This is a genomic window from Couchioplanes caeruleus (assembly GCF_023499255.1).
Classification (GTDB): domain Bacteria; phylum Actinomycetota; class Actinomycetes; order Mycobacteriales; family Micromonosporaceae; genus Actinoplanes; species Actinoplanes caeruleus_A.
In genome coordinates this window covers 4095275-4114963 of sequence record NZ_CP092183.1, presented here as the reverse complement: position 1 = coordinate 4114963, position 19689 = coordinate 4095275, and the positions used below count along the sequence as shown (strand labels likewise).

Here is a 19689-nt window from a genome sequence, read left to right as displayed (position 1 = left end):
TGTCGTCGTGGCCCTCGCTGCGCTCGGTGCAATCCGTCATGGCGCGACGACCTCCTGTCCGATGGTCATGAGGGTCATGAGGCCCTCCTGGGTGGCGTCGGCGCGGGACACCTCACCGGTGATCCGCCCTTCCGACAGGGTGTAGATGCGGTCGCAGAGACCGAGCAGCTCGGGCAGCTCGCTCGAGATCACGAGCACGCCCTTACCCTCGTCGGCGAGGCGGTTGATGATCGTGTAGATCTCGTACTTGGCGCCCACGTCGATGCCGCGGGTCGGCTCGTCGAGGATCAGCACGTCCGGATCGGTGAAGATCCACTTCGACAGCACGACCTTCTGCTGGTTGCCGCCGGAGAGCTTGCCGGTGACGCTCGCGACGCTGGGCGCCTTGATGTTCATCGACTGCCGGTACTCGTCGGCGACCTTGAACTCCTCGTTGTCGTCGACCCAGCCGCCCTTGGCGATCTTGCGGAGACCCGCCGCGGAGACGTTGCGCTTGATGTCCTCGATGAGGTTGAGGCCGTAGCGCTTGCGGTCCTCCGTCGCGTACGCGATGCCGTGGTCGATGGCCTCGCGCACGGACCGCAGGTGGACCTCCTTGCCGTCCTTGAAGACCCGGCCGGAGATGTTCACCCCGTACGAGCGGCCGAACACGCTCATCGCCAGCTCGGTACGGCCGGCGCCCATCAGCCCGGCCAGGCCGACGATCTCGCCCCGGCGCACGGTCAGGCTGGCGTCGCGCACGACGACCCGCCCGTGCTGGGTGGGGCTGTGCACCGTCCAGTCCTCGATGCGCAGCACCTCCTCGCCGACGTGCGACTCGTGCGGCGGGAAGCGGTGGTCGAGGTCGCGGCCCACCATGCCCGAGATGATCTTGTCCTCGGTGACCTCGTCGTCCACGATGCTCATCGTCCTGATGGTGCGGCCGTCGCGCAGGATCGTGACCCGGTCCGCGATGGCCATCACCTCGTTGAGCTTGTGCGAGATGATCACGCAGGTGATGCCCTCGTCCCGCAGCCCGCGGAGCAGGTCGAGCAGGTGCTCGGAGTCCTCGTCGTTGAGCGCCGCGGTGGGCTCGTCGAGGATGAGCAGCCGCACCTCCTTGGAGAGCGCCTTGGCGATCTCGACGAGCTGCTGCTTGCCGACGCCGAGGTCGATCACCTCGGTGGTGGGGTTCTCCCGCAGCCCCACGCGGCGCAGCAGGTCGGCCGCCGCCGCGTTGGTCCTGTTCCAGTCGATGAAGCCCCGGCTGGCCTGCTCGTTGCCGAGGAAGATGTTCTCCGCGATCGACAGGTTGGAGGCGAGCGCCAGCTCCTGGTGGATGATGACGATGCCGCGGCTCTCACTGTCGCGGATGCCGGAGAACCGGCACGGCTCGCCGGCGAAGATGATCTCTCCGTCGTACGAGCCGTGCGGGTACACGCCCGACAGCACCTTCATCAGCGTGGACTTGCCGGCGCCGTTCTCCCCGCAGATCGCGTGGATCTCTCCCTGGCGCACGTCCAGCGTGACGTCCTGCAGGGCCTTGACGCCGGGGAACGTCTTGGTGATGCCCTGCATGTGAAGGATGGTGTCGGCGCCGGTCACTTCAGGTCGGCCTCGGTGTAGTAGCCGGAGTCGACGAGCTCCTTCTTGTAGTTGGTCTTGTCGACGATCACCGAGTCCAGCAGCATCGACGGGACGACCTTGACACCGTTGTTGTAGTCCTTGGTGTTGTTGGTCTTCGGCGTCTCGCCCTTGAGGACCGCGTCGGCCATCTCGACGGTGGTCTTGGCCAGCGCGCGGGTGTCCTTGTAGATGGTGCTGTACTGCTCACCCTTGATGATCGACTTGACCGACGCCTGCTCGGCGTCCTGGCCGGTGACGATCGGGTACGGCTGACCGGCGGTGCCGTAGCCGTTGCTCTTCAGCGCCGACAGGATGCCGATGGACAGGCCGTCGTACGGCGAGAGGACACCGTTGACCTTGGCGCCGCTGCGGTAGGTCGAGGTCAGCAGGTTCTCCATGCGGTCCTGGGCGACCTTCGGCTGCCAGCGCAGCGTCGCGACCTGCTTGAAGTCGGTCTGGTTGCTCTTGACGACCAGGGTCTTGTTGTCGATGTACGGCTTGAGCACGCTCATCGCGCCGTTGAAGAAGAACGTGGCGTTGTTGTCGTCGGGCGAACCGGCGAACAGCTCGATGTTCAGCGGGCCCTTCACGCTGCCCTTGGAGCCGTCGGCGTTGAGCACCTTCAGGCCGGTGAGCAGCGACGTCGCCTGCTGCACGCCCACCTTGAAGTTGTCGAAGGTGGCGTAGTAGTCGACGTTGGGGCTGTTGCGGATCAGCCGGTCGTACGCGATGACCGGGATGTTGGCGGCCTTCGCGTTCTCGAGCTGCGTGGTGATCGCGGTGCCGTCGATCGACGCGATGATCAGCAGCTTGGCGCCCTTGGTGATCTGGTTGTCGAGCTGCTGCGTCTGGGTCGGGATGTCGTCCTCGGCGTACTGGAGGTCGACCTTGTAGCCCAAGCCCTCGAGCTGCTTCTTGACGTTGTCGCCGTCGCTGATCCACCGCTCGGAGGACCGGGTCGGCATGGTCACGCCGATGAGCGCGCCCTTGTTGTCCGCGGCGCCCCCCTTCTGGTCGACCGTCTTCTCGGCGGAACCACAGGCGGCCATCGCCGCCGCGAGCGTCATGGCCGTGGCCACGGACGCAAGCCGGGTGAACTTCATAGTTGCTCCTTCAATATGGCTGCGATGGACGCGCACAGCGTGGGACGACTTTCCCGCACGTCCGATCAGAAGTGAACAGGTACGGACACTGTTGTTAGCGGGGTGTTACCTTCGCCGCCTACCGGGTGTACTGGCGGTAATACGCCTGGTTCCAGCGGACCCGGTCGGCGAAGTCGTGCGGGGTCGTGCTCTCGTCGATGACGAGCAACTCGGTGTGCAGCATGGTGGCGAAGTCGCGCAGCGTCTCCACCCCCACAGCCTGGGTCAGGACGGTGTGGTGCGGGCCGCCCGCGGTCAGCCACGACTCGGCCGACGTCGACAGCGACGGCGCGGGCTTCCACACCGCGCGTGCCACGGGCAGCTTCGGCAGCGGCTCGTCCGGCGGGGTCACCTCGATGGTGTTCGCCACCAGCCGGAAACGGTCGCCCAGGTCGGCCATGCCGATCACCACGCCCGGGCCCGCGGCGGCGTCGAAGACGAGGCGTACGGGGTCCTCGCGGTTGCCGATGCCCAGCGGGTGGATCTCGCACGACGGGCGGTCGGCGGCGATGCTGGGACACACCTCGAGCATGTGCGCGCCGAGGATCTTCTGCTCGCCCGGCCCGAAGTGGTACGTGTAGTCCTCCATGAACGAGGTGCCGCGCCCGGTGGCCGTACCCATGGCCTTCACGGCCGCGAGCAGCGCGGAGGTCTTCCAGTCGCCCTCGCCGCCGAAGCCGTAGCCGTCGGCCATCAGCCGCTGCACGGCCAGGCCGGGCAGCTGGCGCAGGCCGCCGAGGTCCTCGAAGTTCGTGGTGAACGCCCCGAAGCCGCCGTCGGTGAGGAACGCGCGCAGGCCGGCCTCGATCCGGGCGGCGTAGCGCAGCGAGTCGTGCCGGTCGCCGTCGCGGGCCAGCTCCGGCGCGAGGGCGTACGCGTCCGCGTACTCGGCCACCAGGGCGTCGATCGCGGCGTCGCCCACCCCGTCGACGACCTCGACCAGGTCGTTCACGCCGTACGTGTTGACCGAGACACCGAACCGCAGCTCCGCCTCGACCTTGTCGCCCTCGGTGACCGCGACGTCGCGCATGTTGTCGCCGAAGCGGGCGAGCCGCAGGCCGCGCAGGTGCGCGGTCCCCGCGGCGGCGCGCGCCCAGCCGTCGATCCGGGAGACGACCGTGGGATCGGCGGCGTGCCCGGCGACCGTCTTGCGGGCCACCCCGATCCGGGTCTGGATGTACCCGAACTCCCGGTCGCCGTGCGCGGCCTGGTTGAGGTTCATGAAGTCCATGTCGATGGACGCCCACGGCAGGGCCTGGTTCAGCTGGGTGTGCAGGTGCAGCAGCGGCTTGCGCAGCGCGTCCAGGCCGGTGATCCACATCTTGGCCGGCGAGAACGTGTGCATCCACGCGATCACGCCCAGGCAGGCCGGATCGGCGTTGGCGTCGATCATCACCTGGCGGATCGCGCCGCTGTCGGTCAGCACCGGCTTGCCGACGATCTCGGCGCTCAGCCCGCCCGCCACGAGCAGCTGCTGGATCTGCTGCGACTGGGCGGCGACCTGCTCGAGGGTCTCCGGGCCGTAGAGGTGCTGGCTGCCGGTCAGGAACCAGATCTGCGGCTTCACTTGGCGGGCTCCTGTCCGTAGACGTTCTGGTATCGGGCGTACAGCGCGTCGATGTGCGCCTGGTCGATCGGCACGGGTTCACCGATCTGCCGGGAGATGTGCACGGTCCGGGCCACGTCCTCGCACATGACGGCCGCCTTGACCGCCGCCTTCGCGTCCCGGCCGATCGTGAAGACGCCGTGGTTGCGCATCAGCACCGCCGGCGAGCGGTGCCCGCGCAGCGTCTCGACGATCCCCCGGCCGATCGAGTCGTCGCCGATCAACGCGAACGGCCCGGCCGGGATCTCGCCGCCGAACTCGTCGGCGATCATCGTCAGCACGCACGGGATCGCCTCGCCCCGGGCCGACCAGGCCGTCGCGTACGTGGAGTGGGTGTGCACCACCCCGCCGACCTCGGGCATGTGCTTGTAGACGTACGCGTGGGCGGCGGTGTCGCTGGACGGGCTGAGGTCGCCCTCGACGAGGCTGCCGTCGAGGTCGCAGACCACCATGTTGTCCGCGGTGATCTCGTCGTAGCGGACCCCGGAGGGCTTGATGACCAGCAGGTCCTCGCCCGGCACCCGGGCCGAGACGTTCCCGGCGGTCCAGACGACGAGCTCGTTGCGCGGCAGCTCGGCGTGCAGGTCGGCGACCTGCTGGCGGATCTCCTTGAGGACGCTCGTGCTCACGCCGTCACCGCCTGCCGGTGGACCCGGGCGCGGCTCCGGTCGGAGACGGCCCGCCCCGGCAGGGCGCCGGAGTCGGCGCCGGCCATGAGGGACCCGGACGGTGCGACGGACATGATCAACTACCTCCGTGGAGGGGGAACCGGCGTGTCACAGACCACATGCCGGTCGGCGTGCGTCGAGTGTGAACGCTAACAATTCGCGTGTCAACGGGTCCACGGCAACAAGGTCGCAATCTTGCGGAAATGGCGGGGTGGGCTGCCCGTCGGTGCAACGGGGTGCCCGTCCGGCCATCCCCGCTCCGGCGTCGCCCGGGTGCGCGGCGCGGGGCTCGCAAGCCTTCGCTGCGGCACGGGCTTCATTGCGGCGCAGGCTTCAGCGCGGGGCGGGCTTTCCGGCGCGGGCTTGCACCGCGGCGCGGCTTTCAGCGCGGCGCGGGCTTCTTCTGCGGTCGGGTCAGGCCGGCGGGGCGACGCTGGCGCGGTCCACCAGGGTGGGCGCGATGACGACCCGTTCCGGCGTCGTCGTCTCCGCCGTGATCTGCGCGAGCAGCAGGTCCAGGCCGGCGTGGGCCACGGCCCCGAAAGCCGGCCGTACGGTCGTCAGCGGCGGGATGAAGAACGCCGCCTCCGGGACGTCGTCGAAGCCCACCACGCTGACGTCCCCGGGCACCTTGCGGCCGCGCTCGCTGAAGGCCCGCAGCAGGCCCAGCGCCTGGTGGTCGTTCGCCGTGAAGACCGCGGTCACCTCGGGCATCCGCGCCAGCATCTGACCGGCGTCGTAGCCCGACGCAGCCGACCAGTCGCCCGGGACCAGCGGCGGCACCTCGGCGCCCGCGTCCTCCAGGGCGGCACGCCAGCCCTCGATCCGGCCGGCGGCGTCGTACCAGTCGGCCGGTCCGGATACGTGCCAGACCGTACGGTGCCCCGCCGCGAGCAGCCGTTGCGTGGCCAGCCTCGCCCCCGCGGCCTGGTCGACGATCACCAGGGCGTGCGGCCGGCGCGGGTCGCCGTCGATCGTGACCAGCGGTACGCCGGCGGGCATGTCCTCGAGGGCGTCGTCGGCCGAGGCCACCGGCGCGATGACGACGAGCCCTGCCACCCGCTGGTCGAGGTGGCGCTCCACCGCCCCGGCGATCGACTCCCGGTCGAGGCGGCCCACGCTTCCCACGCTCACGGCGAAGCCCGCCTCCGCCGCGGCCTGCTCGAACGCGGCCAGCAGCGACGCGGGGCCGTACAGCGTGCTGTTCTGCGCCACCACGCCGATGAGCTGCGACTTGCCGGTGACGAGGGCGCGGGCCGCCCGGTTGGGGCGGTACCCCAGCTCGGCGATGGCGGCCCGGACCCGCAGGCGGGTCTGCTCGCGGACGTTCGGATGGTCGTTGAGGACCCGCGAGACGGTCTGGTGCGAGACCCCGGCGAGCCGGGCCACGTCGGTCATGGCGGGGCTCCGGGTCACCCTGACGTCCATCACCCACTCCATCCCGCCTCACGGCACCCCGCTCGCCGGCGCCGCCGGCAGGCCGGCGCCGTACCGCACCCGCGGGCGCAGCTCCACCGATCCCGGCCGGATCGTATCGCCGGTGGCCGGGCGGCCGGACACCCGCTGTGCGTTTCCGGCTACGGACCCGCGATGCATTGTTAGCGATAACAAGATCGGCGTCAACCGGCCGCCGCGATGACCGCCCCGCCCGGGCCGGGCCGCGAGGCCACCGGGCGGCCTTCCTGATCTTGCCGCGGTGCGTAGGCTCGGCGGTGATGGACGCGCGCCCCGTTTCCCCGCCCGCCGCCGGCCCGGCGGACTTCGCCCCTCCCCCGCCGCCTACGGACCCGGCGGGCGCCACGGAGGCCGCCACCGACCCCGGCCCGCCGGACCCGGCCGCCCCGCCCAACGGGCACATCGTGCTCGACGGTGGCAGCGACGACGGGTTCACGTCGCTGCGTCGGCCCGGGCGGCCCCGCGCCGAGCGGTACGAGCTGGGCCGGTCCCTGCGTGACCGCTCGCCCCGGTCGGATCTTGCGCATTGGAAGCCCGCGGCCGGCCGCGCCGACCCGGTGGCGCAGATCATGGAGGCGCACGAGGGGCGCCTGGAGTGGCTCATTCCCGTACGGGTCGGGCGCATGATCGCATCGCCGTACGCGTTCCTGCGCGGGTCGGCGAACATCATGGCGGACGACTTCGCGAGCCTGCCGCGTACCGGGATCACCCCCGTCATCTGCGGCGACGCCCACCTGGGGAATTTCGGGTTCTACGCCTCCCCGGAGCGGGAGCTGGTCTTCGACCTCAACGACTTCGACGAGGCTCACCCGGGCGCCTGGGAGTGGGACCTGCGCCGCCTCGTGACCAGCGTCTACGTCGCCGGGCGGCAGAACGGCTTCCGTGAGCACGCCTGCGCCGACGCCGTGCAGCACTGCGTGCAGGAGTACCGCGAGCAGATCGGGCACCTCGCCGAGATGCCGCTGCTGGCCCGCTCGTTCGACACCGTGGACGTCGACGACCTGCGCAAGGCCGCCAGCAAGGCGAGCTTCAAGGAGGAGATCGAACGCGCCGCGCGGCGTGCACGCCGCCGGACCAGCGACCGGGCGCTGCCGCGCTTCACCGAGCAGCGGGACGGCACCGTACGCCTGGTCGAGGAGCCGCCGTTGATCACGCGCCCGACCGACGCGGACCTCGAGCACCTGGCCGCGGCGCTGGACGGCTACCTGAACACGTTGCCGCCGCACTGGGCGCGCATCCTCGCCGGCTACCGGATCGTCGACATCGCGCACAAGGTCGTGGGCGTGGGCTCGGTGGGGCTGCGCGCGTACGTGGCGCTGTGCGAGGGCAGCAGCCCCGACGACGTGGTGTTCCTGCAGCTCAAGCAGGCCCGCCGCTCGGTGGTCGCGAAGCATCAGCACGGCGCCGCCGCGTGGCACCGGCATCAGGGGCAGCGGGTGGTGGAGTATCAGCAGGCCCTGCAGACGGTCAGCGACCCGCTGCTCGGCTGGGCCACGGTGGGCGACGTGCAGTACTACGTCCGGCAGTTCCGCGACATGAAGGGGGCGATCGTCGTCGAGGACATCAACGCCTCGGCGCTCGAGGACTACGCGGGGATCTGCGGCTACCTGCTGGCGAAGAGCCACGCGCGGACCAGCGGGGCGTCGATGATCGCCGGGTACATCGGCGGCAGCGACAAGCTCGACGAGGTGCTGGGCAAGTTCGCCCGCGCGTACGCCGACCAGGTCGAGAGCGACCACCAGCGGCTGGTGGCGGCCGTCCGGGCCGGCGTCCTGACCGCGGAGGCGGTCCGATGAGCGGGCCGGTGGATCTGCATTCCCCGGCGCTGCTGGAATTCTGGACCGCGCGGCACCTGTGCACGCTGACCACGCTGCGCAAGGACGGCTCGCCGCACGTCGTGCCGGTCGGCGCGACGCTCGACGTTCCCGCCGGGCTGGTCCGGGTGACGGCGTCGCGTACCTCGGCGAAGGTGCGGCACGTTCTCGCCGGGAGCGGGCGCGTGGCGATCTGCCAGGTCGACGGCCGGCACTGGAGCACGATCGAGGGCGAGGCCGTCGTCCGCGACGATCCCGCGTCGGTCGCCGAGGCCGAGCGCCGGTACGCCGAGCGTTATCGGCAGCCGCGCCCCAATCCGGCCCGGGTGGTCCTCGAGGTGACGATCACGAAGGTGCTGGGGTCGGTCTCGCTCACTGGAAGCTGACCAGCTCCGGCACGTTCTTGAACCTGAGCAGGTCCTTCGCGCCGTACCGCTTGATGTCCTCGTCGTAGAACAGCTTGTAGCCGAGGTGGAACTGCTGCGGGCGGCGCAGCCTGTTCCAGGTCGCGTCCTTCTCCGAGCGGGTGCCGAAGCCGTCGACGTGCTGCACCATCGCCAGGCCGGGCTGCTTCCTGATGCGCGCGACGTCGGGCAGCATCGACGAGCGGAACTGGTGCAGGACGAACAGCTTCTCCGGCAGGTTGTGCCGCTTCACGAGGCCCGCGACGTAGTCGGAGACCCGGTTGACCTCGCCGGAGCCGACCCGGCCGATGGTCTTGCCGGGGACCTTGCCCGGGGGCATGCGCCATTCCGGGTCGAGGGCCAGCCCGACGTGCGGCTGGACGAGGAAGCGCTCCAGCTGCCGCGCCTGGGGCAGGAAGTCGCCGCGGCCGGGCTGCAGGTCGAGGACCACCAGGACCTTGTTGCGCCTGGCCTGGTCGACGTACTGCTGGATGCGCTGCATCGGGATCATCTGGCTGTAGTCGCCGTCCCTGCCGGGGCCGGCCTGGGCGACGCTGGCGATCAGCTCGTACGCCACCTGCACCTTGCGGCCGCCCGCGAACGGCTCGGCGGCGGCGCGCAGCCTGGGGAGCATCTTGTCGGGGCTGCCCTCGCCGAGCACGCCCAGCGTGGCGGTGCCGGCCGTGCCGTAGTAGGCGACGACGCGATACGTCGGGAAGATCCTGGTGCCGCCCAGCGGAAGCTCCGGCGGGCCCGCCGACGGGGAAGGCCCGGCCGGTGGGGAGGGAGCGGGCGACGCGGAGGAAGCGGACGACCCGGGCGCCGGCGCGGAGGCCGGTGCCGGGGCGGTCCGCGGGGTCGGCGGCTCGTCGGTGCCGCAGGCGGCGAGGGCCGCCACGGCCAGAACGGTGACAGCACGGCGCACCAGCACATCGACCTCCTTGTCCGCGAGCTCCGGCCACCCTACTGCCGGGCACCGGCGAGCCCGTCCTGCGTACCCGGGACAAGGTAGGTACTCGGGCTCATCCGCGCAGGCCGGCGCCACGAAAGAGTGGCTGCCATGACCTCCGCCACGCATCCGGCCGCCCGGACGCCGGCCACCCGGGACCGCTACGTCGACCTGCTCAGGGTCGCCTCGCTGGGCACCGTGATCGCCGGTCACTGGCTCATGGCCGTACCGGACGGGGACCGGATCACCAACGTCCTCGCCGTCGTCCCGATCCTGCAGCCGCTCACCTGGCTGCTGCAGGTCATGCCGTTGTTCTTCCTGGTCGGCGGCTTCGCGCACGCGACCGCCTGGGCGTCGATCCAGCGTCGCGGCGGCGGGTACGCGGACTTCGTCCGGACGCGGACCGCCCGGCTGCTGCGTCCGGCCGCGGTGTTCCTCGCCGTCTGGCTGGTGCTCGCCCTGGGGGCGGCGCTGGCGGGACAGGACCACGGCATCGTGCGGGTGGCTCTGCGTACGGTCGTGCAGCCGTTGTGGTTCCTGGGTGTCTATGTGGGACTGGTGGCGCTCGCACCCGTCATGTCGCGGCTGCACCGCGCTTTCGGCGTACGCGTGCCGGTCGTGTTGTTCGCCGCGGCCGCCGTCGTGGACGTGCTGCGATTCCATGGGTACGCCGGGATCGCCACGCTGAATCTGCTCCTGGTGTGGGCGGCCGTGCACCAGCTCGGCTACCTGTACGCCGACGGCACGCTGCAGAGGTACGGCCTGCCCCTCGCCGTGGGCGGCATGACGGCGCTGCTGGTGCTGACGACTGCCGGCCCGTACCCGACGTCCATGGTGGGTGTTCCCGGCGAAGCGGTGTCCAACATGTCCCCGCCGACGCTGGCCCTGGCCGCCCACGCGGTGTGGCTGACCGGCCTGGCGATGCTGCTGCGCGGCCCGGCGACGCGCCGGCTGGCGCGCGCCCGCGTGTGGCGTACGGTCGTCGCCGCCAACGGTCTGGCCATGACCGCCTTCCTGTGGCACCTCAGCGCGGCGTTCCTTCTGCTCGCCGTCTTCCGGTCGGGCATCGGCGGCGCCCCCGGCACGACGTGGTGGTGGCTGACCCGGCCGGTGTGGCTGGCGGCGGCCGGCGCGGTCACGGCGGTGCTGGTGTCGGCTTTCCGACGGTTCGACACGCCGGGGCCGACCGAGATCGCACCTGGTGCATCGACGGCCCGGGCCGCGACAGGTACGGCGTTGTGCACGCTCGGGGTGCTGGGAGTGTCCGCGGTCGGGTACGGCGGCCTGCTGGCCGGCAAGACCGCGACGCTGCTCGTGGTGCCGGTCACCGCGCCGGCCGCGCTGGCCCTGCTGGCGCTCGGGGCGATTCTGCTCCGACGCCGTAGGACCGGGGCGGCTCTCTGCTCCGACGCCGTAGGGCCGGGGCGGCTCTCTGCTCCGACGCCGTAGGACCGGGGCGGCTCTTTGCACCGACGCCGTAGGACCGGGGCGGCTCTCTGCTCCGACGCCGTAGGACCGGGGCGGCTCTTTGCACCGACGCCGTAGGAACTGTCGGAGGGCGGCGGTAGCGTCGGTCGTATGAGCAATCTGCAGGCGGATCCCGAGGTCGGCGGCCACGTCACGCGGGTGCACGTCGCGGAGATGCTGGAGGGCGCGCCGGTCGCGCTCGGCGGCCCCCGCGGCATGGAGGTCGTGCGGACCCTGCCCCACAAGCAGCGGCGCATGGTGGGAGCGTGGTGCTTCCTCGACGCGTACGGGCCGCACGACCTGACCGCGGCGGCCGGGATGCGCGTCGGGCCGCACCCGCACATCGGCCTGCAGACGGTGAGCTGGCTGGTCAGCGGCGAGATCCTGCACCGCGACAGCCTCGGCAACCGGCAGGAGATCAGGCCCGGCAGCCTCAACCTCATGACGGCCGGACGGGGCATCTCGCACTCGGAGGAGACGCCCGTGACCCATGGGCCGGTGCTGCAGGGCGTACAGCTGTGGGTGGCGCTGCCCGCCGCGGACCGCGACGTGGCGCCCTCCTTCACCCACCACGACGACCTGCCGGTCCTGACCGGCCCGGGCCTGAGCGCGACGGTCCTGATGGGCGACCTCGCCGGAGCCACCTCGCCGGCCCGCTGCCACACCCCGCTGGTGGGCGCGGAGATCACCCTCGCCGCCGGCTCGGACACCCGGCTACCGCTGCGACCCGGCTTCGAGTACGCGGTGCTCACGCTCGACGGCGAGGCGGCCGTCGCGGGGACGCCGCTGAAGCCGGGCCCGCTGCTGTATCTCGGCGCGGGACGATCCTCGCTGTCGCTGTCGGCCGGGCTGGAGAGCCGGGTGCTGCTGCTGGGCGGGGAGCCGTTCGAGGAGAAGCTCGTGATGTGGTGGAACTTCGTCGGCAGGGAGCACGACGAGATCGTGGCGGCGCGCGAGGCCTGGGAGAGCGGGGACGGGCGGTTCGGGACGGTCCGGGGGTATGACGGGCCGTCGATCCCGGCGCCGCCGATGCCGATCACCCGGCTGGTGCCGCGCGGGCGGGTTCGATCAGTTTCCTGAAGCCGCCCGGCTGCCGGCGGTGGCCGGACGGGGTCGATCAGCCTCCTGAAGCCGCCCGGCCGCCGCCGGTGGCCGGACGGGGTCGATCAGCTTCCTCACGTCGCCCGGCTGCCGGCGGTGGCCGATCCGGAAATTCCACTTCGGGCCGTCGCACAAAGATGCCTTGACGGTGGTGGCGGCGCGGCGGATGGTCGGAGGAGACAGCTTTCCCCGGCAGGCCGGAGGAGACGATGAGCCTGCTCGACGTGGGCAAACTCGCCCTCATCACCGTGACACCGACGCTGCTCGGCGCGGCCGTGGTCTACGGACCGCGACTGTGTTCCGCGGTGGCCCGCGCGTGGCCTGACCGCGAGGCGTCAGAGCCGCGCCCGGCCGGGCCGCCGATCGAACAACTCGCGGCCGACCTGCGCCGCCTCCTCCGCCTGCACGAGGCACTGACCTACTCGGCCCACATAGCTATGCGCGCCCACCGGCTCTGGGCCGTGGAAGCGGCGATCGGCGTCCGAGCGGTCGAGGCCGCGCAGGCGCTCGACGTGCCGCACCGCGACCCGGACAAGCCCGGCGACCTGACCCGGGCGGAGCTGGCGGCGTTGTTGCACGGACTCGCGGATGCGGGACTGGTGCTGCCGTCCACGGTGGGCCACTTCACGAAGGACGGCCGCCTCTGAGCGGGCTGCCTCCACGAGGGCCGCGTCTGAACGGGCCGCGTCCGCAGACTGCCGCGGGTGAAGCGGCCGCCTCTGCAGACGGCCGCCTCTGCGGGGGGCCACGCAGGTCTCCCCTGCGGTGGTGGGGTGAAACGGCGGCGGGTGCACCCGCCGCCGTCTCCGGGCCCCGGCGGCGTCAACGGGGGCGGGTTGCGCCTGCCGGGGCGTTCAGGGTGGACAGAGTCCAGGCGTCCAGCCGGCGCAGGGCCGTGCGGACGGTGGCGCGTACGGCGCCGAGGTCGAGGCGCGGCATGATCCGCTCCTTCCGATCGGTGTCGTGTATCCGTCATTTCCCGGGTCTGGGTGCCCCCGGGAGGACCGGTACGGACGTCCGGCGCAGGCCGGCGCGCGCGTCCGGCACGGGCCGGCACAGCGCCGGGCCGGCCCTTCGCCTTCCACGGTGCCACCTTTCCCGCCATGATCCGCGTGCCGCCGGGGTGTCCCTCAACACGGTCACCGGCGGTAGCCGCCAGGCCGGTCGCGGAACAGCCCTCGATTTCCTCAGCGGGTCATTAAGAATGGCTTAACTTCTGCGGCCCGCTACTCACGGGAAACATTCCGGGCCGCTCCTGGAATGGTCGACTTCCCCGGCCACCGTTGTGACTCTGCGTCAAATGCGGTGGACCTTGCGTACGTCGCAGCACGGGAAATGAACCGCTCGGCTGCCGCGCCCGTACTGTGTGTCGACGGTCGACTCCCGGCGGGCCGCGGCGCCGGGCCGGCGGGCGGGCGCGAGGGGCGCCGGCGGTCGGGTGAAGCGCCTCCGCGGGCGGTAGCGCCGTACGCAAAACCGTGGTTAACCTTCCAACTCGACCGCGCGGAAGGTGCCAGGGGGCGCCCGGCGCGCGTACGCGTCGGCGAGGACGGGGGGACGGATGCGGCAACGGGCCGGCTCGGCGTACCCCGGGCCGTGGCGCACCGGGGCGGGCCGATGAGCTACGAGGACGACGAGTACTGGGACGCCGAGTACGACGACGAGCGCCCCGTGCCGTACGCGGACACGACCGCTACGGCGCGTGATCCGTACGCGGAAGCCGCCGTTCTCTCCCGCTGGGGCCCCGACACGCGGAAACCGCCGGAACCGCGCCGCGCCGCGCCGCGGACGCAATACATCGAAGAAGATGACTTCGACGATTCGCCGGGCCATTCCCGTACGCCCGAACCGCCCGCCGCGCCGGCCGTCGACGAGCTCGCGGAACGCCGGCAGCGACGGCAGGCCGGTGTTCAGCGCTCGCCGAACCGCGACAAGCAGATCAAGTCCGCGTTCGACGGCGAACGCCCGAGCTGGCTGGACGACCCGGACTTCGAGGAAGCGGACCTCGACGCCGCCCCCGTCTCGCCCGGCATGGACGGCTGGTCGGTGCGCAGCATCGACTTCGACGAGCTCGAGTACGACGACCGCGAGTTCGACGCCTCGGACTGGGAGGCGCAGCGCCGCTACGTCTCGGCCCAGCGCGCCCGCCGCATCGAGACGTCGTCGTTCTGGGACGAGGACCAGCAGGACGAACCGGCCCGCCCCCGCCGCGGCCGCCGCAAGACCACCCAGCCCGAGGCGCCCGTCACCGGCCGCGCCCGCGTCACCCCGCCGGAACCCGCCGAGGACGACCAGACCGAACCCCCGCGCGAAGCCCGCCGTCCGCGGTCGCGCCGGCCCGAGGACATCCCGTACGGCGAGAAGCGCCCGCGCCGCCGCGACGAGCGCCCGGTGGCCGATACGCCGCCGGCGCCTGCGCGGGGTGCCGCCAGGCCGGCGCCTCCCCGCCGCGACGTGTCGCAGCCGGCTTCCCCCCGCCGCGACCCTTCGCAGCCGGCAGCCTTCCGGCCCGACGTGGAGCAGCCTGCCGCGTTTCCGCGCGACGTCGAGCAGCCGGCCGCGTTCCGGCGCGACGCGGAGCAGCCAGCCGCATTCCCTCGCGACGTCGAGCAGCCGGCCGCGTTCCGGCGCGACGTCGAGGAGGCGGCTGGACGTCCTGCTGCTCCGCGTACCGAAATCTGGTCGGATCTTCCCGACGAGCACGCGCCGTACCGCCCGGCCGCCGCGACCCCGCCGCAGCCGGGCGGCCGCCCCGCGGAGCCCGACGGCGACGGACCGCGCGTCCTGAGCCGCACGACTCCCCCGGCGGCGCCGCGCATCCTGAGCAAGGCGACCCCGCCCGCGGCACCCAAGGTCATCAAGAAGGCGGACCCGCCGGCCCAGCCCCGCGTGGTCAACGCGCCACCGCAGACTGCCCAGCCCCGCGTCGTCACACCGGCCCAGCCCGCGGCACCCGACCGCCCGGCGGCGGCGCACGACCGCCCGGCCGCGGCGCACGACCGCCCGGCCGCGGCGCACGACCGCCCGGCGGCGACGCCCGACCCTCGGGCGGCGGACTGGCCGGCCGCGGCGCACGACGGCCAGGCCGGGCCGCCGCGCCCGGGACGCGTCGGGTACATCACGTCCGAGGGCCCGATCATCCCGCCTGCTCACGGAGCCCGGGGTACGGCGGGAGTGCAGCGCGTCGTCCCGGAGCACGGCTCGGCCGGCGGCGAGAACCGGCCGGTCAACCCGGCGGCATTCGACCGTGGTGGCGAACCGCCGGTCAGCCCGGCGGCGTTCGACCGTGGTGGCGAACCGCCCGTCGGTCCAACGCGGTTCGAGCCGGGGGTCGAGCGGCCCGGATCGGGGTCCGCTGTTCCCGCGGCCTATGCCGCGCCGCCGACCTTGCCCGCTCAGCCGGGGACGTCCTGGGACGGCGACCGTTCCGGGGACGGGCGGCCGGCCGGCCCTGCGGCCTACGTGCCGCAGCCTGTCATGCCGGCCACCGCGCCGCCGCCCGTCGTACCTGCCGCGGCGCCACCGCCGGTCTCGCCGGGCGCCGGGCCGGTACCGGTCATGCCGGCTGCCGCACCTGCGCCCGCCCCTGCGCCGGCACCGGTCACGCCTGCCGCAGAGTTGCCGCCGGTCTCCCCCGCCGCCGGCCCACCGCGGGTCTCGCCGGCTGCCGGGCCGCCGCCGGTCATGCCGGCTACCGCGCCGCCGCCGGTGATGCCGGCTGCCGCGCCGCCGCCGGTGATGCCGTCGGCTCCTCCGCCGATCCGCCGTCCCGCGGCTGCCGCTCCCCCGCAGAGCCCGGTCGCGGACCGGCCCGCGTTCACGCCGCCGCAGGGATCGCCGGCGTTCAGCCCGTGGGGCGACCAGCAGCCGAACTCCGCGCAGCCCGGCTACGAGGCACCGGCTTCGCCGCCGGCCGCCGCGCCCGGGACGGCGCCGCAGCACGGACATGCCGCACCGCCCTCGGGAGCCGGCCCGCAGGGATATGCCGCACCGCTTCCGGACACCGGCCCACAGGGATATGCCGCACCCCCTCCGGGCACCGCCCCGCAGCACGGGTATGTCGCGCCGGGGGCACAGCCGGGACCGGTCGGTGCGCACGGACGGTCGCCGGTCGAGGACGCCACGACGGCGGAGCGGCCGATCGTGGGCGGTCCGCGTACGGCGATGATCCTGTCGACCGGTGAGCCGACTCCGGTCCCGCCGTCTCCCCGGCCGCCGTCCCGCATCGCCCCGGTCGGCGGTACGCCTGGACACGAGCACCCGGTCAGTGGCGCACCCGGACATCAGCACCCAATCAGCGGGATGCCCGCCCACGCGCGGCCGACCAGCGGCGCGCCCGGACACGACCATCCGGTCAGCGGGATGCCTGCACAAGCGCGGCCGACCAGCGGCGCGCCCGGACACGAGCACCCGGTCAGCGGGATGCCTGCACAAGCGCGGCCGGTCAGCGGCGCGCCGGCGCAGGAGCGGTCGCCCGGTCAGCACCGGCCCGTCAGCGGGACACCGGCCGCGGGTTCCGCTCCGCAGGCCGGCATGCCCGCGGCAGCGCTGGGGCGGGCCACCATCGACCCGCGCCTCATCGGTACGCCGACCGACGAGGTGCCGGTCGTTCGCCAGACCGACAGAGCTCAGCAGGCGGAAGCGGCACGCCAGGCCGAACAGGCACGCCGAGCCCACGAGGCACGCCAGGCCGAAGAGGCACGCCGAGCCCATGAGGCACGCCAGGCTGCAGAAGCGCGCCAGGCCGAAGAGGCACGCAGGGCCGAGGAAGTACGCCGCGCTGAAGAAGCACGCCGGGCGGAGGAAGCCCGCCGCGCAGAGGAGGCACGCCAGGCGCAGGAGACGCGCCGGGCGGAGGAGGCACGCCAGGCGCAGGCCGTGCGCGAAGCCGAAGAAGCGCGGCAGGCCGCGCAGCAGGCAGAGGCGGCGCGACAGGCGGAGGAGGCCCGCCGAGCGCAGGAAGCACGCCAAGCGGAAGAAGCCCGCCGCGCAGAGGAAGCGCGCAACGCCGAGGAAGCACGCCAGGCCGAAGCAGCCCGGCAGGTGGAGGCGACCCGGGCCCTGCAGCAGGGCGGGCCGGCGTCCGTTGCGCATCCCATCTCGGTTGCTCCGCCCGCGGCCCGGCCGGGTCCGAACCCGGCCGCGAACGCGGCGCCGATCGCGCGGCTGGCGACGTCCGGGCCGGACGGTCCGCGGAAGTATGCCGACTCTGATCTGGGGCCCACGTGGTTCGGTGCGCCGAAGGCCAAGGCTGGCGGTGAGCAGCCGGCACCGCTGTCCGGCCCGGCCGGCGAGCAGGCCTCCGCGGGAGCGGCCACCACACCCGACAAGCAAGCCGACCCGGCCACGCCGGCAGCGGGAGAGCCCGGAACGCCTTCCGCTGGGGGTGCGTCGACGGGAACGGCGGCAGCAGCGCAGCCGGCTGCACCCCCAGATCGGGTCGCGCCCGCCAAGGAAGCGGGTTCGGCCGAGGGGGGTAACGGCGTCTCCATCGACCTGGATCTCACCGGGTTGATGACCGGGCTCATCGGCGCCGCCACCGCCATCGCGCTGCAACCGGGCAGGACCGCCGGGAAGGAGCCCGCCGAGGCCGTCCCGGCTCCGGGTGCCGACACCGCGGCCGCCGAGCAGAAGCTGCCGGAGAACACCCCGCACAGCCCGATGCCGGCCGCCGCCCGGGCTCCCGGCGTACCGGAGAAACCGGAGCGGAAGCCGCTCGGCCCGGAGGATCTCGCCGCGATCCGGTGGCGCCTGGACGGTGCCACCCTCAAGGAGGTCGTCGACGATCGGGACGCCCTGCGGGAGCTGGGTGAGCGGCTGGACGAGCCGCTGGCCGAGGAACGGGACAACGTCGCCCGGGCCGGGCTGCTCAGTTTGCGGGCCGAGGTGTACCGGTTGCTGGACGAGCTGGGGATGGCGGCCGCCGCGAGCCGGCTGGCGCTGGCCCATGCCGAGTCCGCCGGGGATGTGCAGGCGATCGTGATCGCTCAGGCCGAGCTGGCGCACGTGCTGCGGTTGCGGGGCGATCATCAGGAGGCGGACCGGCTGTTCGAGCAGGCTGCCAGCGCGGACGTGCCGGACATGTTGCGCAGCGTCGTCCATGAGAATGCCGGGCGGAGCGCCTTCGACCAGGGGCGGCACATGGAGGCGCTCGACCACTTCGCCCGGGCCGTACGGCTGGGGCTGCCCGACGATCAGGAGCTGGTGCAGCGGATCGACGTGGCGCTCGAGGCGATCTACATCCACGTGTTGCGGGACGGGTGGGGACCCTATCCCCGGCTGCGCCGCGAGATACTGGGGCTGGTCAGCTCGGCGGGCTGACCGGGGCGTACGCGGTCGACGTTGTGCCGCTCCGGCGCGGTGGCCGTACGGCCGCGGCCCGACGTCTTGGCCTCGTAGAGGGCGGCGTCGGAGGCGGTGACCAGCTCGTCGACCGTGGCCGCGTCGCCGGGCAGGACGGCCACGCCGATGCTGAGCCGCGGCGGCCCGCCCGGGAGGTCCGTGGCGGCCGACACCATCTCGCGGACCGTCTCCGCCACGCCGATCGCGGACGGGCGGTCCGTCCGCAGCAGCATCACGAACTCGTCGCCGCCGAGGCGGGCCGCGACCCCGGTGTCGCCCACGGCGTGGCGCAGGGCGGCGGCGACGGTCTGCAGGGCGCGGTCGCCCTCGGTGTGGCCGTACGTGTCGTTGATGGCCTTGAAATGGTCCAGGTCGACCGTGACCAGCGCGAGGCTGCCGCCGGTGTCCGCCGCCCAGGTGCCGGCGTGGGCGAGGGACTCGGCGAAGAAGCGCCGGTTGGCCAGGCCGGTGAGCGCGTCGGCGTTGGCCTGTTCCTGCAGCACCGCGCGGAGCCGGTCGGCGCGGGCGCGGAGGCTCGACACGACGATCGCCGTCATGGTCATCGCCAGCAGCATCGCGAACCAGTCGGCGAGGCCGCGGCTGACGCCGAGCAGGGTGAGGACCACCGCCGCGTGCCCGCCGAACACGAGGGCGAGGTTGAGGTGGATGAGGTGGCGTCCGAGGAAGTTCGCCGCGTACAGCACGGGCCACAGGTAGAACAGCTGGGAGCCGGTGCTGGCGTCGGCGGTGCCCAGGTTGAGCGCGGAGACCAGGCCGGTGGCGAGCGCGGGGGCGGCGAACCAGAATGCCCGGGGCAGGGCGTCCGGCCGGCGCCAGCAGGTGATCCCGGTGACCCCCATGCCGATGGAGACCACGATCACAGCCGCCGCGACGAGCCGGGTGAGGTTCGGCGTCAGCAGGCCGGTGATCAGCGTGTACGGAGCGGCGGCCAGGGTGAGGTACGCGACCGCGCGGGAGGCTCCGTGCAGGTCGCGCAGCTCGTATCCGGGGCGGTCCTCCCTGAGCAACACACCCCCAGATCGGCCTCCCGGCGGCCGACGTGAGCATTTGCCGTCCGGCCGGCGCGCAACCCGACGGCCGGGCCCATCCGGCCCCGTCACTCGACAAGACTCATT

13 protein-coding genes are annotated in these 19689 nt (G+C 72.9%); 6 read left to right on the top strand and 7 right to left on the bottom strand.

Annotated elements, in window-relative coordinates:
• Positions 1–36 precede the first annotated feature (36 nt).
• The 5 genes from mmsA to COUCH_RS18905 form a co-directional block, all read right to left on the bottom strand.
• Positions 37–1557 carry a multiple monosaccharide ABC transporter ATP-binding protein gene (mmsA, locus tag COUCH_RS18925; protein WP_249613415.1) on the bottom strand — a complete coding sequence of 507 codons (1521 nt, stop codon included), beginning with the start codon at positions 1555–1557 and terminating at the stop codon, positions 37–39.
• A 23-nt stretch (positions 1558–1580) separates the two neighbouring features.
• A complete protein-coding gene (gene chvE / locus COUCH_RS18920; protein WP_275980120.1) occupies positions 1581–2708 on the bottom strand; it encodes a multiple monosaccharide ABC transporter substrate-binding protein in 1128 nt (375 codons plus the stop codon).
• Positions 2709–2826: 118 nt separating this feature from the next.
• Entirely contained in the window at positions 2827–4314 is a 1488-nt protein-coding gene (araA, locus tag COUCH_RS18915) for an L-arabinose isomerase (protein WP_249613414.1), read from the bottom strand.
• Complete coding sequence (locus tag COUCH_RS18910; protein ID WP_249613413.1) at positions 4311–4982, bottom strand: L-ribulose-5-phosphate 4-epimerase; 672 nt, start codon at positions 4980–4982, stop codon at positions 4311–4313. The genes araA and COUCH_RS18910 overlap by 4 nt, the downstream gene beginning before the upstream one ends.
• A 453-nt stretch (positions 4983–5435) precedes the next feature.
• Positions 5436–6449: a LacI family DNA-binding transcriptional regulator gene (locus COUCH_RS18905; protein WP_249613412.1), complete on the bottom strand. Its 1014-nt coding sequence runs from the start codon at positions 6447–6449 to the stop codon at positions 5436–5438.
• Between the two features lie 287 nt (positions 6450–6736).
• Between COUCH_RS18905 and COUCH_RS18900 the strand changes: the two genes are divergently transcribed.
• Together COUCH_RS18900 and COUCH_RS18895 are read left to right on the top strand one after the other, a co-directional pair.
• Positions 6737–8272, top strand: a complete 1536-nt coding sequence (locus tag COUCH_RS18900) for a DUF2252 domain-containing protein (protein ID WP_249613411.1) — start codon at positions 6737–6739, stop codon at positions 8270–8272.
• The gene (locus COUCH_RS18895) at positions 8269–8676 is read left to right on the top strand and encodes a pyridoxamine 5'-phosphate oxidase family protein (protein ID WP_249613410.1); all 408 of its coding nucleotides are present in this window, start codon (positions 8269–8271) and stop codon (positions 8674–8676) included. Before COUCH_RS18900 ends, COUCH_RS18895 begins: the two co-directional genes overlap by 4 nt.
• Here COUCH_RS18895 and COUCH_RS18890 read toward each other — a convergent pair.
• Complete coding sequence (locus tag COUCH_RS18890; RefSeq protein WP_249613409.1) at positions 8663–9625, bottom strand: hypothetical protein; 963 nt, start codon at positions 9623–9625, stop codon at positions 8663–8665. The genes COUCH_RS18895 and COUCH_RS18890 overlap by 14 nt on opposite strands.
• A gap of 129 nt (positions 9626–9754) precedes the next feature.
• On the opposite strand from COUCH_RS18890, the gene COUCH_RS18885 reads away from it, so the two are divergent.
• The 4 genes from COUCH_RS18885 (at position 9755) to COUCH_RS18870 (ending at position 18532) form a co-directional block, all read left to right on the top strand.
• Positions 9755–11092: an acyltransferase family protein gene (locus COUCH_RS18885; protein WP_249613408.1), complete on the top strand. Its 1338-nt coding sequence runs from the start codon at positions 9755–9757 to the stop codon at positions 11090–11092.
• 129 nt (positions 11093–11221) lie between these two features.
• Positions 11222–12190 (top strand): pirin family protein, encoded by a 969-nt coding sequence (locus COUCH_RS18880; protein WP_249613407.1) that lies wholly within the window; start codon positions 11222–11224, stop codon positions 12188–12190.
• 230 nt (positions 12191–12420) lie between these two features.
• The gene (locus tag COUCH_RS18875; RefSeq protein ID WP_249613406.1) at positions 12421–12858 is read left to right on the top strand and encodes a hypothetical protein; all 438 of its coding nucleotides are present in this window, start codon (positions 12421–12423) and stop codon (positions 12856–12858) included.
• Positions 12859–13471: 613 nt separating this feature from the next.
• A complete protein-coding gene (locus COUCH_RS18870) occupies positions 13472–18532 on the top strand; it encodes a tetratricopeptide repeat protein (protein WP_249613405.1) in 5061 nt (1686 codons plus the stop codon).
• Here the strand turns inward: COUCH_RS18870 and COUCH_RS18865 are convergent.
• Positions 18481–19584 (bottom strand): GGDEF domain-containing protein, encoded by a 1104-nt coding sequence (locus COUCH_RS18865; protein WP_249613404.1) that lies wholly within the window; start codon positions 19582–19584, stop codon positions 18481–18483. The genes COUCH_RS18870 and COUCH_RS18865 overlap by 52 nt on opposite strands.
• Positions 19585–19689: the final 105 nt, after the last annotated feature.